Below are 15,784 nucleotides of genomic sequence, written 5' to 3'. Positions count from 1 at the left end.
GAGGTATTGACGGGATTCACCGGCCCCCTATCATCCAGAATGCTCGACAAGCCGATCCATGTTCGACATTTCGTATACCGAGCAGCCGCTCCGCGCGAACCAGCAGGGCACCTCCGGACAACTCCAGCCACCAACGGCTGGGCCACGGAAGGGGATCGCCACACGTGCAGATGTCATGGACTCATCAATCTTGGCCCCGTCGACGCGCACTGACGGCCGCCACCGGCCTGGCCGTCGGTGCCCTGCTTCCTCCGGAAGCGGCCCCCGGCACGGCTTCCGCCCGAGGACCGGCCCTCGCGACCGCGGCGGCCTTCGCGAACCCGGTGATCTGGCAGGACTTCGCGGATATCGACGTCATCCGCGTCGGTGACACCTACTACGCCTCGGCCTCGACGATGCACTACTCGCCGGGCGCACCCGTCCTGCGCTCGTACGACCTGGTCAACTGGGAGATCGCCGGCCACTCGGTGCCCGTCCTCGACTTCGGCGCCAAGTACGACCTGAACGGCGCCCGTGGTTACGTCCGGGGCATCTGGGCATCGTCGCTGGCCTACCGGCCGAGCAACCGGACCTTCTACTGGCTCGGCCAGATCGACTTCGCCCGGACGTACGTCTACACCGCCACCGCCGCCGAGGGGCCGTGGAGCAGACTCACGACGATCAGCACCCCCTACTACGACGCGGGGCTGCTCGTCGACACCGACGACACCCTCTACGTGGCGTACGGCAACACCACCATCAACGTGGCCCAGCTCTCGCCCGACGGCCGCGACCAGGTCCGCACACAGCAGGTGTTCACCACACCGCCGAGCGTCGGCACCCTCGAGGGCTCCCGCTTCTACAAGATCAACGGGCAGTACTACATCTTCCTGACCCGCCCCGCGAACGGCCAGTACATCCTCAAGTCGTCCAGCGGCCCCTTCGGCCCGTACACGATGCGGCAGGTCCTCCTCGACCTGCGCGGGCCGATCCCCGGCGGCGGCGTCCCGCACCAGGGCGGGCTGGTGCAGACGCAGAACGGCGCCTGGTACTACATGGCCTTCGTCGACGCCTACCCCGGTGGCCGGATGCCCGCCCTGGCACCGGTCACCTGGACCCCCGACGGCTGGCCCGTCGTCCAACTCGCCAACGGCGCATGGGGCTCCACCTATCCCAGCCCAGCCGTGCCTCCCCCGCCCCGGCAGGTCACCCCCATGATCGGCGTCGACACCTTCGACGGCACAGCCCTCAAACCGAGTTGGGAGTGGAACCACAACCCGGACAACACCAGATGGTCGGTGAACAACGGCCTGACCCTGCGGACCGCGACCGTCACCAACGATCTCTACTGGGCCCGCAACACCCTCACGCACCGCATCCAGGGCCCCACCTCCACCGCCACGGTCCAGCTCGACCACACGGCGATGCGGGACGGCGACCGGGCCGGACTCGCGCTGCTGCGTGACTCCTCCGCCTGGATCGGCGTCAAGCGCGACGGCGCCGGGACGCGGGTTTCCATGGTCAACGGGCTGACCATGGACACCAACTGGAACACCACCGGCACCGGCACCGAGGTCGCGGGCGCGGCCGTGTCGGGCGGCCGCGTCTGGCTGCGCGCGAGCGCGGACATCCGTCCCGGCACCGGACGCCTCGGCACCTTCTCCTACAGCACCGACGGCACCACCTTCACCCGTCTCGGCCCCGCCTTCTCCCTGGGCAACGACTGGCGGTTCTTCATGGGCTACCGATTCGCCCTCTTCAACCACGCCACCCAGGCACTCGGCGGCTCGGTGCGCATCGCACGGTTCGAGCTGACCACGCCCTGAAGAGGTCCACCGATCGCACCACTCAACCCCCCACCCACCCCACGAGGAGAACCATGAACCCGCTGAAACGGCTCGGTTGTCGCCGAGCCTCGATCCTGGGCCTGCTGGCCGCGACCGTCCTGGTGACACCCGGGACCGCGACCGGTGCGCCCGCCCCGACCGACACCGTTCGGGCCTCCACCCTGGGCGCCCAGGCGGCCCAGTCCGGACGGTACTTCGGAACCGCCGTGGCCGCAGGCCGGCTCGGCGACGGCACGTACACCCGCATCCTGGACCGTGAGTTCAACATGGTCACACCCGAGAACGAGATGAAGTGGGACACGACCGAGCCGTCCCGCGGCTCGTTCAACTTCGGCCCCGGCGACCAGATCGTCAACCGCGCGACGTCCCATGGTCAGCGCATGCGCGGCCACACCCTGGTGTGGCACTCCCAACTGCCCGGCTGGGTCAGCTCCATCAGGGACGCGAACACCCTGCGCAGCGTGATGAACAACCACATCAACACGGTGGCCGGCCACTACAAGGGCCGGATCTACACCTGGGACGTGGTCAACGAGGCCTTCGCCGACGGCGGCAGCGGCCAGCTCCGCAGCTCGGTCTTCCGGGACGTGCTGGGCAACGGCTTCCTGGAAGAGGCCTTCCGCACGGCCCGGACCGCCGACCCCGCGGCCAAGCTCTGCTACAACGACTACAACATCGACGACTGGAACGCCGCCAAGACCCAGGGCGTCTACCGCATGGTGCGCGACTTCAAGGCACGCGGCGTGCCCATCGACTGCGTCGGCCTCCAGGCCCACTTCGGCGCCGGCGGTCCTCCCGGCAGCTTCCAGACGACGATTTCGAGCTTCGCCGCCCTCGGCGTGGACGTCCAGATCACCGAACTGGACATCGCGCAGGCGTCGCCGACCGCGTACGCGAACACGGTCAGGGCATGCATGAACGTCTCGCGCTGCACCGGCATCACCGTCTGGGGCATCCGCGACAGCGACTCCTGGCGCAGCAGCGAGAACCCGCTGCTGTTCGACCGCAACGGCAACAAGAAGGCGGCGTACAACGCGGCGCTGACGACGCTGGGCGGCACGCCCGCCACCACCCGCGGCGCCCCCGACGCCGCCGCCCTGCCCAGCAGGTACTCGTGGAGCTCCAGCGGCCCGCTGATCGCACCCAAGCCGGACTCGACGCACAACATCGCCGGCATCAAGGACCCGACGGTCGTCCAGTACAACGGCAAGTACCACGTGTTCGCCAGTACCGCGAGCTCCTCCGGCTACAACCTGGTCTACCTGAGCTTCAGCGACTGGTCCCAGGCCGGCTCGGCCACACACCACTACCTGGACCGCACCGCCATCGGGTCCGGTTACCGGGCCGCGCCACAGGTCTTCTACAACGCGCCGCAACGCCTGTGGTACCTCGTCTACCAGACCGGCAACGCCTCGTACTCCACGAACCCCGACATCAGCAACCCCAACGGGTGGAGCGCTCCGCGCAACTTCTACTCGTCGATGCCGGACATCATCCGGCAGAACATCGGCAACGGCTACTGGGTCGACATGTGGGTCATCTGCGACAGCGCCAACTGCTACCTGTTCTCCTCCGACGACAACGGACACCTGTACCGGTCCCAGACGACCGTCGGCCAGTTCCCGAACGGGTTCACGAACACGGTCATCGCGCTGCAGGACTCCAAGAACGCGTTGTTCGAAGCGAGCAACGTGTACAAGGTGCAAGGCAGCAACCAGTACCTGCTCCTCGTCGAGGCCATCGGTTCCGACGGGCGGCGCTACTTCCGCTCCTGGACCGCCACCAGCCTCGCCGGCTCCTGGACGCAGCTCGCCGCATCCGAGAGCAATCCCTTCGCACGGGCGAACAACGTCACCTTCCCCGCGGGCGCCTGGACCCGGGACGTCAGCCACGGCGAGATGATCCGCGCGGGCTACGACCAGACACTCACCATTCCCTCATGCCGGCTCCAGTACCTCTACCAGGGCCTGAATCCGAACGCGGGCGGCGACTACAACCTCCTCCCGTGGCGGCTCGGCCTCCTGACCCAGACCAACTCGACCTGCTGACGGACCGTGCCGTGGGGAGCGCTTCCGACGGGCGCGCTCCCCACACCCACCGCCGACCACCGGACGCCTCTTTGTGAGAAACCGAGGTACCGTCATGCGCCGCAGACTGCCCACCCTGGCGGCAGCACTCTCCTCGCTGCCGCCGGCGCTCGCCGCCGCACCGTCCGCCGGCGTTGCGGGACACCGCGGCAGGCAGCGCCCGCCCGTCACTTCCGCGCTGTCGTTCCGAAGAGGAACGGTTCACCGGAGCGCAGGTGTTCCCTCAGCCACTGCTCGGTGTTGCTCACGTGCAGCAGTGCGGCGGCCTGGCTGAGGGCGGAGTCACGGGTGGACAGGGCGTTGAAGATCGCCTCGTGCTCGGCGAGAGTGCGGCCCGCGGCCTTGTCGTCGACCAGACCGCGCCAGATACGGGCGCGCAGGGTGCGGCCGGAGATCCCTTCCAGGAGGGTGAGGAGGGTCTCGTTGCCCGTGGCCGAGACGACGGCGCGGTGGAAGGCGGCGTCGTGGGCGTTGAGCTCTCCGACGTCGTCGCGGGCCTCGCGCATGGCGTCCAGATGCCGTTTCACCTCGGCCAGTTGGGCGTCGGAGATCCGGGTGGCGGCAAGGGCCGTGGCGATCGGTTCGAGGAGCCGCCGTACCTCCATGAGGTCCTGCAGGGCGACCGAGTCGCCCTGCAGGAGTTCCACCGCGCCGCCGAGCCCCTCCAGCAGCAGGCTCGGCTGGAGGCTGGTCACATAGGTGCCGTCGCCCCGCCGGACCTCCAGGACCCGCGCGACAGCCAGCGCCTTGACCGCTTCGCGGGCGAGGTTGCGGGACAGCCCCAGCTGCGCGGCCAGGTCCGGCTCCGGGGGGAGTTTGGAGCCCGGAGGCAGGGCACCGGTCCGGATCAGCTCACGGATCTCCTCGATGGCCTTGTCCGTCAGAGACACCGCTCATCCCTCCCCCCACCGTGCCCCGTGAGCACGTCCGCCCCGATCAGCCCCTGAGTGCGAAGATCGTCCCAGAGACCGTCCGGGACCCGCTGATCATGAGTTCCACGTTTCGCCCGAGCTGTTCCGGAGTCCGCATGCCGAGGGTGACGCCGATGATACTGGGATGCGTGTACGGGAAGGCGATCGCGGCCGCGGCCGGAGTGGTGCCGTGCGCCGCGCGGACCTCGGCGTTCGCCCGAGCCAGGGCGACCAGAGCCGGCGGGGCGTCCTGGCAGTCGTACTTCAGGCCTCCGACGGGCCGGTCGCGGGAGAGCAGTCCCGAGTTGAACACACCCACCGCCAGCACTCTTCTGCCGAGTTCGTGCGCGGCGCGCAGGACGTCGTCCAGCGCCGACTGGTCCAAGAGGGTGCAGCGGCCGGCCAGCAGGATCCGCCGAGTTCGGCCAGGACCTGAAGCGTGCGCGGGCCGTCGAGGCTGTCGCGGCCCGGCCCGTCGCGCAGCATGCCGCTCAGCCGGTCGTCGACGGCGGGGACGGACAGGCCGAGGTCCTCGGGGGACGCCCCGACAAGCCCGCTCCCCCGCCGACTCGGTCACGTGGACCCGGTGGTCGTACGAGCATGCGACGACGTCCTGCGGTCCCCGTCCGGCGCCGTGTCGGGCGGCCCGGGCAGCCCGCTGGAACCGGCTGCTGGGACCGGGCGTCCGGGGGCCGATTCGGTGCTCTCGCCGAGGAAACCGCCCGACTGGTGCTGCCACAGCTTGGCGTAGGCGCCGTTCGCCGCGAGCAGCCCGTCATGGGTGCCCTGCTCGACGACGCTTCCGCGGTCGAGGACGACGAGACGGTCCATGCCGGCGACGGTGCTCAGACGGTGGGCGACCACGAGGGCCGTACGTCCGTCCATCAACCGCCACAGGGCGTCCTGGACGAGGAGCTCGCTCTCCGAGTCCAGCGCGCTGGTCGCCTCGTCGAGCAGCAGGATCGGGGCGTCGCGCAGGATGGCCCTGGCGAGGGCGACGCGCTGGCGCTGGCCGCCCGAGAGTTTCACTCCCCGCTCCCCCACCAGAGTGCCGAAGCCGTCGGGGAGTTGGTCGGCGAACTCCGTGACGTGTGCGGCCGCGGCCGCTGCGTGGATCTCCTCGTCGGTGGCGCCGGGCCGGGCGAAGGCGATGTTGTCCCGCAGGCTGCGGTGGAACATGGCGGGTTCCTGCGGGACGTAGGCGATCAGTGAACGCAGGTCGCTCTGACGCAGCCGGCTGATGTTCTGCCCACCGATCAGGATGCGTCCGTCGTCGATGTCCGACATCCGCAGCAGGAGCCGGGTGAGTGTGGTCTTGCCGCCGCCGGACCTGCCGACCAGACCGATCCGTGCGCCTGCGGGCACGTCCAGGTCGAGTGCCTGGAAAATCGGTTTCGCGCCCGCGTGGGCGAAGGTCACCGCCTCGAAGCGGATGCCGGTGTCCCCCGGTGCGAGGGGTTCGGGTTCCGTCGGGTCGAGCACGGTGGGGGGATCCAGCAGCAGCTCAGTGAACTGCGCCGCCTCGGTCATCGAGCTTTCCAGACGCCGGTAGATCTGGTTGAACTCGAACATGATCTGGGTCGCGTTGGAGTAGTAGGTGAAAGCGACGATGACCTCCTCCACTCCCTGGCCCGGGCCACCGAAGGCGATGGCGACCAACAGGCCCAGCACGTTGGTCAGCACGGACATGGGGGCGATCAGGGTGTCGACGCACAGATTGCCGTAGTCCCACGACCTCAGCGTCAGACGCCGGGATTCCGCGACACGGCTGCGGTGTTCGTCGGCCTCCCGCCGCTCGGCCGCGAACGCCCGGATGGTCTCCATGTTCATGAGGCTGTCGGCGACGTGGCCGGAGACCCGGGCGATCGCCGCCTCACGGTCGTTGACGAGCCTCTGTCGGCGACGGATCAGCGGTGTCGCCACCACCACAGTCAGCACGATCATCACGAGAAGGCCGGCGACGAGCATCGGTTCGTAGCTCCACAGGACCACGGCACCGAACAGCAGGGGGATGAGACTGCCCGCGATCCGGTACGTCACCGTGTCGACGAAGTCCTCGAAGCGCTTGCCGTAGCTCAGCACCCGTTTGGTGAGGGAGCCGGCGAAGTTGTCGTGGAAGAACGCCGCGTCCTTGGCGAGGAGTTCGTCCATGCCGCTCACGTACAGGCGTTCCATGCCGAGGGCGTCCACGCGGTTCAGGCAGTGCTGCCCGACCCGCCACACCGCCTCGGCGAGCAGCAGCGTCACGCCGAAGCCCAGCACGTACGGCAGCGCCGAGCTGAGGGTGAGACCGTCGTCGGCGGCCTGTCCTGCCAGTTTGGCGATCAGCAGGGGGGCGACGTAGCGGATGCCGATGTTGCCCACGGCCGGCAGCAGCAGCGCGGGCAGGGCCAGCCGTCGCAGTCGCAGCAGTTCCCGGCCGTAGCGGCGCAGTGCCAGAACGACCGCGCTCCTGCCCGGCGTCGGCCCTTGCGTGTCTGTGGTCCCCATCACACTCCCGAAGGTTCGCAAGTCGGAAGTGTCCCGTCGGGGGAGGTCCTCGGTCCAGGCATTTACCGCGGACTGGCGAGAACCGGACACTGCTGCGTTCAGCGTACGCAACGGACGTATCCAGTGGAATGCGTACCCGGCGGAGACGGAAATCCCTCACCCTGCCGGCCGGCAGCCGCGTTCGTCGACAGGTCCTTCGGTGTAGTCGGAGGTCAGCCGGTACACGCCCGCCCGGGACGCGGTCAGCCGGGTCCACGGGCCGTCCGCGCTGACGCACGCTCCTTCGGCCCGCAACCAGGGCGAGTACGCGATCCGCACAACGCTCGTCCCGGCGCGAGGCATCCTCAGCGTCAGCTCCGCCTCTCCCGCGTGCTGCAGCTCGGCCGGGGCGGAGACCAGCGGCAGAGTGTCGCGGACGCGATAGATCTTCCAGTAGCGGTCGTGCCAGACGGGCTCCAGCCAGTTCTGTCCCTCCTTGATCAGAGCGGTCTCGCGCTCCGCGTACCGATCGGGCGTGCCGTCGTGCAGGACGACGTAGCTCACCGCCCAGTGGCGCAGCCAGGCGTGGTATCGCGGCCCGTCGAGGTGGCCCTCGTAGAACAGGCGTCCCCGTTCCACGTCCAACTGCTGATTCCAGCCCCGCATCAGTTCGACGTGCGGGCCGAGGAGGGTGGCCCCGCGATGGTCGAGATCCGTCGGCAGCTCGACCCGGCCGCGGTCCGCGCCCAGCCGGGCGAGCGCGGCGAGCACTCCGTCGGTGTGCGTGACCCAGCCCGGAACCGGGTCGGGGCTGCGCAGATGCGTCAGCGACGTCACACAGAGATAGGAGACGGAAAGAGCAGTCACCAGAGCCATCGCGCGCATACGGGTTCGACGTACGCCGTTCCGGGTGGCTCCGGAGCGGCGGTGCAGCGCGGCCGCGAGCAACACCGCGGGGGCGAAGAGCACGGCGAGCCGCTCCACGTTGTTGCCGATCGGGGAGGGGACCAGCCAGGTGAGGACGACCCCGGCGGCATACAGGGCGCTGCCTGCCCGCACCACCCGCCACTCCCGCGGGGACGCCCACACCACGGCGGCGGACAGCAGTACGGGCAGGACCATGCGGCCCGCGGCCATGGGCTGTTCGCCCTGGAAGGGGAACAGCAGGGTCGTCAAGCCGACAACGGCGACGGGCGGGAGAGTCAGGGCGAGACACTTGCCGTACTGCCGGGCGACCAGATATCCAGCACCCGCCACCAGCAGGAAGAGCCCGGCCACCGGGCTGCCCATGGTCGCGAACAGCGCCCCGAACACGGCGGCGGCAAGCCGGGCGGGCCGGGGCGCACGGCCGGCCACCGCGAGCAGGCCCGCGAGAGCGAAGGCCAGACCGAGGGCGAACGTGGTGCGGCCGAGCACGACGTTGTACCAGAGGGCCAGCGCACCGACCAGCGCGGGCCACAGCGACCCACGCGCAACGGTGCGCTCCAGCAGTACGGCCAGCAGCCAGGTGGCGGTGACCCCGGACAGCACGGAGACAGCACGGACACCAAGCAGTGCCATCAGGTGCGGTGATATCACGCTGTAGTTGACGGTGTGGGTCCCGCCGAACCAGAAAAGCCCGAAGGGCGTGTCCGGGTGCCTGCTCACGAATCCCGCCCACGCGTACTGCGCGGCGAGGTCACCGCCGCCCGTCGCGAGTACGGCGTCCCACCCCCAGTACAGGGGGAGGAAGGCGACGATGGCGAGGAGCGGGACGCGGTACCTCGCCGGTCCGGGCGACCGGCGTTCCCGGCGCGGTACCGATGGCAGTGGTTGCAGTGAGGCGGGGGCCGGCAGGATGAAGGACTGTACGGGCATGTTGGCTTTCCCGGTGCGGTACGGACGCTGTACAAGCCCGCCGAGGAATTCGTGGCCCTGAGGGCTCCTGGAACTCGCGGACCCGCGCAGGCGTCACGGCCGGGCCTCTCCCGTCTGTCGCGCCCACTCGCGTATCGCGCACCACGTCGGCGTCTCTGCCCACTGGCCGGCTCTCGCGCGTGCCGCCACCGGACGCCCGCGCCGATCGGTCGGGGCGCCGAGGCCGTCGCGCCGCCCGGTGACGGAGTATGCCGGGAGCCGAACAGCGCGAACCTCGCCCGGCGGCCGGTTCTTCGGCCCACGTTCGTCACGCGGCAGGCCCGTATCGGCTCGCCTCCCGCCCGCTGCGGCAGCGTGAGCGTTGAACCACGCTGCCCGGACTGCGCAACTTGCTGACAGCGCCAGCACCAGAAGGCCGACATCACGCACTGAACCGCTCCGGAATCGGTGGAGGATCCGGACTGGGGCCTCCTGCCCAAGCGGACTACGGACATCAGCCGGATCGCGCCTCCGACCATGATCCGGACCATTCCCGGGCCGGCGACCCTCCACCGGCTTTGGCAGAGGCTATTTCCACAGGTCAACCACATGCAAGGCGTCACACCCGGAGACGAAGAATGTCCCTTGTTGTTCCAGACCGCTGAAACCCGGGTTCTGCCAGGACCCGAAGTCGGGTGCCTGAAGCGAGAGTTGTGCCTCAGGCGAAGAACCTGCTGGTGAGCTACTCGCGAAGAGGCTGGCGTTCTTCCAGGCACCCGAAGGAAGGCGCCTGGCCGGGGCTTTCGCCCGGCAGGCGCCTTTCGCTCAACCGATCGAGGGCTGGGCCCGGCTTGCGTACCGGCTCCCGCACGTGGACGAGGCGGGCGGGCCGTGCACCGAGGTGCGCCCTGCCGGGCCCCCGCTCAGCAGCCGCCGGTCCCCTCGCCCGCCATGCCTCCGCTCAGCAGCCGCCGACCCCCTCCCCCGCCATGCCGGCGCTCAGCGTCGTGCCGTCCGACGGGTCGATCAGCAGGAAGGAGCCGGTGGAGCGGGAGTCGCGGTACGGGTCGAGGGCTATCGGCTCCGCGGTGCGGACCACGACGCGGCCGATGTCGTTGGCGACCAGTTGCCCCGGATCCCGGTGCTGGGTGAGATCGTCCAGGGACAGCCGGAAGGGGATGTCCTTGACGACCGCCTTGACCGTGCGGGTGGTGTGCTTGACCAGCACCCTGTCGCCCGGCCGCAGCGGACGGTCGGTGAGATGGCAGACGGTGCCTTCGACGTCCTGGGTGACGGCGGGGCCGGCGCCGGCCGGGGCGATGAGGTCGCCCCGGGAGATGTCGAGACTGTCCGCGAGGAGCAGGGTCACGGACTGCGGGGCTCTGGCGACATCACTCGCCCGGCCCAGGACGTCGATGCCGGTGATGGTGCTCGTACGGCCGGAAGGAAGGACGGTGACCCGGTCGCCGACGTGCAGCACGCCACGGTCCAGCCGGCCCGCGTACCCGCGGTAGTCGGGAAGGCCGGCGGTCTGCGGGCGTACGACGTACTGGACCGGGAAGCGTGCCGCCGCCTCGGTGGTGCGGCTGCCGACGGGGACCGTCTCCAGGTGATCGAGAACGGTGGGACCCGCGTACCAGTCCATGTGCCGGGACGGCTCCACGACGTTGTCGCCGGCCAGCGCGGAGATCGGGATGGCCGTCACCTCGGGGATGCCGAGCCGGGCCGCGTACGCCGTGAACTCGTCGGCGATCCGGGCGAAGACGCTCTCCCGGTGGCCGACGAGGTCCATCTTGTTCACGGCGAGGACGACGTTCGGGACGCGGAGCAGGGCGCCGACCGCGGCATGGCGGCGGGTCTGCTCGACGACGCCGTTGCGGGCGTCGACCAGGATGATCGCCAGGTCGGCGGTGGAGGCGCCGGTGACCATGTTGCGGGTGTACTGCACATGGCCCGGCGTGTCGGCCAGGATGAACCGGCGCCGGGACGTCGCGAAGTAGCGGTAGGCCACATCGATGGTGATGCCCTGCTCGCGCTCGGCCCGCAGCCCGTCCGTGAGCAGCGCCAGGTCGGGGGTGTCCCGGCCGCGGCTGCGCGAGACCCGCTCCACGGCTTCCAGCTGGTCGGCGAGAACGGATTTCGAGTCGTGCAGGAGCCGGCCGACCAGGGTGGACTTGCCGTCGTCGACGGAGCCCGCCGTGGCGAGCCGCAGTGTGTCGACCACGGTGGGGGCGGATGCCCCCGGCCGGTGGGCGAACGCTGTCACCGCCGGGTCCGTCGCGCCGATGTCGGTCGTCGTCATCAGAAGTACCCCTCGCGCTTGCGGTCTTCCATCGCGGCCTCGGACAGCTTGTCGTCGGCCCGGGTCGCGCCCCGCTCGGTGACCCGGGACGCGGCGATCTCGGCGATGACCGTGTCCAGGGTCGTCGCGTCGGAATCGACGGCGCCGGTGCACGACATGTCACCGACGGTCCGGTAGCGGATCAGCCGCCGTTCGATGTGCTCGCCGTCGGCGGGGCCGCCCCATTCGCCCGCCGTGAGCCACATGCCGGCCCGCCGGAACACCTCGCGTTCGTGGGCGAAGTAGATCCCGGGCAGTTCGACGCCCTCGCGGGCGATGTACTGCCACACGTCCAGCTCGGTCCAGTTGGACAGCGGGAACACCCGAACGTGTTCGCCGACGGCGTGCCGGCCGTTGTAGAGCTGCCACAGTTCGGGGCGCTGACGGCGCGGATCCCACTGCGAGAACTCGTCCCGCAGACTGAACACCCGCTCCTTGGCCCGCGCCTTCTCCTCGTCCCGGCGCCCGCCGCCGAACACCGCGTCGAACCGGTGCCGCTGTATCGCCTCGGTAAGCGGGACGGTCTGCAGCGGATTTCGCGTCCCGTCGGCACGTTCCTTCAGCACACCGCGGTCGATGTAGTCCTGTACGGATGCCACATGGAGCCGCAGCCCATGTGCGTCCACCACACGGTCCCGGTACTCCAGCACTTCCGGAAAGTTGTGCCCCGTGTCCACATGCAGCAGCGAGAACGGCACCGGCCCGGGCGCGAAGGCCTTCCGGGCGAGGTGCAGCATCACGATGGAGTCCTTGCCGCCGGAGAAGAGCAGCACCGGCTTCTCGAACTCCCCCGCGACCTCGCGGAAGATGTGCACCGCCTCCGACTCCAGGACGTCCAGGTGGGTCAGCGGCGGGAGCCGCAGCGCACTGCGCAACGCGGTGCGGTCGGCTGCCCCGACGGCGGTCGGCTCCGCGGTCGGCACGACGGTCGTCATACCAGTCCCCTCTCGACGAGCAGGTCCCACACCGCGTCCGCCGACTCCCCGGCGCTCTGCTGGTGCGTCTGAAGGCGCAGGTCGGGGTGGTCCGGCGCCTCGTACGGGTCGTCGATCCCGGTGAGCCCCGACAGCTCGCCGGCCGCCTGTGCGGCGTACAGGCCCTTGACGTCGCGTTCGGCGCACACCTCGACCGGAGTGGCCACATGCACTTCCAGATACGTGGTGCCGCTCGCCGCGTGCCGCTCGCGCGCCGCCTCCCGGCTGTCCGCGTACGGCGCGATCACCGGCACCAGCACCAGGACGCCGTTGCGCGCGAGCACTTCGGCCACCAGCCCGATGCGCCGGACGTTGGCATCCCGGTCCTGGCGTGAGAAGCCGAGTCCCGCGGAGAGGAAGCGGCGGATCTCGTCGCCGTCCAGTACCTCCACCCGCCGACCGGCCTCCCGCAGCCGCGCCGCGAGGTTCCGGGCGACGGTGCTCTTGCCGGAGCTGGGCAGGCCGGTCAGCCAGACGGTCGCCCCACAGCCGCAGCAGGGCGGGCCGGGGGGCGCCGGCGCGCGTTGAACGGTCTCTTGGATCACAGTCATGATCGTTCTCCTTGTTCGGCTCGGCCCGGTTCTCAGGCCTCCACCTCTGCGGGAAGGGCTGCGGAGGCCGGGACGGGTGCCGTCCTGGCTCCGCGGTAGCGGCTGCGGTCGGCCCGCCGGACCGGTGCGCGGGTGACCTGAGTGGCCGCCTCCTCGTCGATGTGGGCGGCGAGGTCGGCCACCGTCGGATGCTGGAAGAAGGCACCGAGGCGGACCTCGGTGGCGCAGAGGTCCCCGATGCGGGCGGCGACCTTGGTCGCGAGCAGCGAGTGCCCGCCCAGGTCGAAGAAGTTGTCGAGGGCGCCGACGCGGGCGACACCGAGGATGTCCGACCAGACGGTGGCGATGGCTCGCTCGGTGTCGGTACGCGGTGCGACGTACACGGCGGTGCCCGTCTCCCGGCCGGTGCCCGGCTTCGGCAGTGCCTTGCGGTCGAGCTTCCCGTTGGCGCTCAGGGGCCAGGCGTCCAGGACCAGGAAGTGGCGCGGGATCATGGAGGCCGGCAGCCGGGACTGCAGATGATGACGGAGTTCGGGCACGAGGGAGCTGCGCCAGGCCGCCTCCATGGGGTTGTTGGAGTACGCGCCCCAGCCCTGCTCAGGAGCGGTCAGGGGGAGTTCGCGCACGGGACGCAGGGCCCGGGCCGCCGAGCGGGTGATCAGGACGTCGAGGCGTCCGCGCCGCTCGAGGTGGAGTGCCGGTACGACCTGGTAGCCCATCTCGGCCACCAGGGCTTCGAGCGCGGAGGGATCGAGGGTGTCTCCCGTCGGTCCCGCGAGGTCGGCCGCGAGCCGCTCGTCCGTGACCGCCCCGACGACAACGCTGCGGGGGCGCTCGGCACGCAGCCTGGCGGCGAGGTCCGCGACGGGTGCGGCCGGCCACTGCTCGGGTTCGGCGTCGGCGTCCGTGGCGGTGAGGGCATCCGTGCCGGTGACGGCGTCGGCGGACTCCGCGGGGCCGCCTGCCAGGTGCAGGATCGCGTCGTAGCGGTACTTGGTCAACTCGTTGCGGTGGCCGCCCCGCTTGGACAGCAGCGAGACGGCCTCGATCTCCGGCCGGTCGGCGGCCAGCGCGGTGAAGAAGTGCGGATCGACGACGAGTTCGGCGTCGGCCGCCACCCGGTCGGCGACGGCCTGGTCGAAGGACTCCGTGTTCTCGTCGGCGTCCTGGCCGTGCGCCTGCGCCCGCTGGAGCGAGGCGTGGAAGGTCTCCAGGAGGGCGTGATCGCGTACGTCGCCGATGACCACGCTGCCGCCGGGGCGCACCACGCGGAGGGCCTTGGTCAGGACCTCCGCCAGATAGTCGGCGTTCGGGAAGTACTGGGCCACCGAGTTGATCAGTACGAGGTCGAAGGCGGCGTCGGGCACCCCGTCGAACTGTTCGGCGGAGCGCTGGAGCAGCTCCACCTCCCCCGAACCCGAGGGCAGCAGAGGCAGTTTCGCCGTCAGGTCGCGGACGGCGACCTCGGAGACGTCGGTGCCGCAGTAGTAGTCCGTGTGCGGCGCGATCCGGAAGAGCAGCAGTCCGGTGCCGCAGCCGATCTCCAGGACCCTTCGGTGCGGAAGGGCGAGGACCCGCCCGGTGATCGAGTCGACCCACTCGCGCATCTCGTCCGCGCCGAGCGGCCGGCCGGTGTACGAGCTGATCCAGCCGGAGATGTCGAAGGTCGGGTCCTCGGTCTGCTGGTCGCCGGCCCGGTAGATCTGGTCGAAGACCTCTCCCCACCGGCCGACCTGCGTTCCCTCGCTCTCCGCGCTCTGGGCGGGCAGGTCACGCTTGTTGAGGTAGGCGACGAGTTCGGGGGTGCCGTCCGTGCCGGGCGCGGTGGTGACCAGGGCCTGGTCCACCGCCGGATGACCGGTCAGCGCGGCCTCGATCTCGGCCGGCTCGATCCGCTGCCCGCGGATCTTGATCTGATGGTCCAGCCGCCCCAGATACTCCACCGTGCCGTCCGCCCGCCACCGCACCAGATCGCCGGTGCGGTACAACCGGCCACCGGCCGTGAACGGGTCCGGCACGAACCGCTCCGCCGTCAGCCCCGGCCGGCCGTGATACCCCCGCGCCAACGGCACCCCACCGATGCACAGTTCACCGGCCACACCGACCGGCTGCACCCGCAACGCCCCGTCCAGGACGTGAATGCGCGCGCCGCGGATCGGTGCGCCGATCGGCACCCGGCCCGCCGGGACGGGCGCGGTCACCTCGTGAGCGGTGACGTCGATGGAGGCCTCGGTCGGTCCGTACAGGTTGTGGAGTTCGGCCTCCGGGAACAGCCGGTGGAACTGGGCGGCCACCTCGGCGGTCAGCTCCTCGCCGCTGCAGACGACCCTGCGCAGTGCGGGCAGTGCCGGCCGGGTTCCGGACTCGGCCGTGTCCAGGAAGACCTTGAGCATCGAGGGCACGAAGTGGGTGGTGGTGATCCCCGCGGAGGCGGCGGCCCGCGCCAGGTACTCGGGGTCGCGCTGGCCGTCCGGGTCGGCCATGACGATCCGGGCGCCGGTCAGCAGGGCCCAGGTGAGCTCCCAGACGGAGACGTCGAAGCCGATCGGCGTCTTGTGCAGGACGCGGTCGGTGCCGTCGAGCCGGTAGCGGTCCTGCATCCACAGCAGGCGGTTGGTGATCGCGCGGTGCGAGTTGGCCGCGCCCTTGGGCCGGCCGGTGGAGCCGGAGGTGTACAGGACGTAGGCCGGGTTGTCGGGGTGGAGGGGGACGGCGGGGCGGCCGGCCGGGCAGGCCGCCAGCTCACCGGCGAGGTCCTCCACCCGCACCACCTCGGCATCCGCCTCCGC

General features: G+C 70.4%; 9 protein-coding genes and 1 pseudogene. 2 read left to right on the top strand and 8 right to left on the bottom strand.

The window, feature by feature from the left end; genetic code table 11:
- The first annotated feature begins 170 nt into the window (after positions 1–170).
- Positions 171–1,805 carry a glycoside hydrolase 43 family protein gene (locus ACFWBB_RS04500; protein WP_385266848.1) on the top strand — a complete coding sequence of 545 codons (1,635 nt, stop codon included), beginning with the start codon at positions 171–173 and terminating at the stop codon, positions 1,803–1,805.
- 53 nt (positions 1,806–1,858) lie between these two features.
- Positions 1,859–3,874 carry a non-reducing end alpha-L-arabinofuranosidase family hydrolase gene (locus ACFWBB_RS04495; protein WP_385266846.1) on the top strand — a complete coding sequence of 672 codons (2,016 nt, stop codon included), beginning with the start codon at positions 1,859–1,861 and terminating at the stop codon, positions 3,872–3,874.
- A 206-nt stretch (positions 3,875–4,080) separates the two neighbouring features.
- Here the strand turns inward: ACFWBB_RS04495 and ACFWBB_RS04490 are convergent, their stop codons facing one another.
- From ACFWBB_RS04490 to ACFWBB_RS04455, 8 genes and pseudogenes are all read right to left on the bottom strand, one after another.
- Complete coding sequence (locus tag ACFWBB_RS04490) at positions 4,081–4,803, bottom strand: FadR/GntR family transcriptional regulator (RefSeq protein ID WP_385266844.1); 723 nt, start codon at positions 4,801–4,803, stop codon at positions 4,081–4,083.
- Positions 4,794–5,236, bottom strand: a pseudogene (locus ACFWBB_RS04485) (aldo/keto reductase); the annotation flags it as partial. The gene ACFWBB_RS04490 and the pseudogene ACFWBB_RS04485, both read right to left, overlap by 10 nt.
- Positions 5,237–5,397: 161 nt before the next feature.
- Positions 5,398–7,314: an ABC transporter ATP-binding protein gene (locus ACFWBB_RS04480; RefSeq protein WP_385266841.1), complete on the bottom strand. Its 1,917-nt coding sequence runs from the start codon at positions 7,312–7,314 to the stop codon at positions 5,398–5,400.
- Positions 7,315–7,470: 156 nt separating this feature from the next.
- Entirely contained in the window at positions 7,471–9,150 is a 1,680-nt protein-coding gene (locus tag ACFWBB_RS04475) for a hypothetical protein (RefSeq protein ID WP_385266839.1), read from the bottom strand.
- Positions 9,151–10,090: 940 nt separating this feature from the next.
- Positions 10,091–11,431: a sulfate adenylyltransferase subunit 1 gene (locus tag ACFWBB_RS04470; protein WP_385266836.1), complete on the bottom strand. Its 1,341-nt coding sequence runs from the start codon at positions 11,429–11,431 to the stop codon at positions 10,091–10,093.
- Positions 11,431–12,405, bottom strand: coding sequence for a sulfate adenylyltransferase subunit CysD (gene cysD, locus ACFWBB_RS04465; RefSeq protein ID WP_385266834.1), 975 nt, complete (start codon positions 12,403–12,405; stop codon positions 11,431–11,433). The genes ACFWBB_RS04470 and cysD overlap by 1 nt, the downstream gene beginning before the upstream one ends.
- The gene (gene cysC, locus ACFWBB_RS04460) at positions 12,402–12,995 is read right to left on the bottom strand and encodes an adenylyl-sulfate kinase (protein ID WP_385266832.1); all 594 of its coding nucleotides are present in this window, start codon (positions 12,993–12,995) and stop codon (positions 12,402–12,404) included. The genes cysD and cysC overlap by 4 nt, the downstream gene beginning before the upstream one ends.
- Before the next feature lie 32 nt (positions 12,996–13,027).
- The coding region (locus ACFWBB_RS04455; protein ID WP_385266829.1) for an amino acid adenylation domain-containing protein at positions 13,028–15,784 on the bottom strand (2,757 nt) is incomplete at its 5' end.

This window comes from Streptomyces sp. NPDC060000 (assembly GCF_042737375.1).
Lineage (GTDB): Bacteria > Actinomycetota > Actinomycetes > Streptomycetales > Streptomycetaceae > Streptomyces.
Note: the sequence above shows the minus strand (reverse complement) of the source record. Positions and strands in the feature narration are given on the sequence as shown.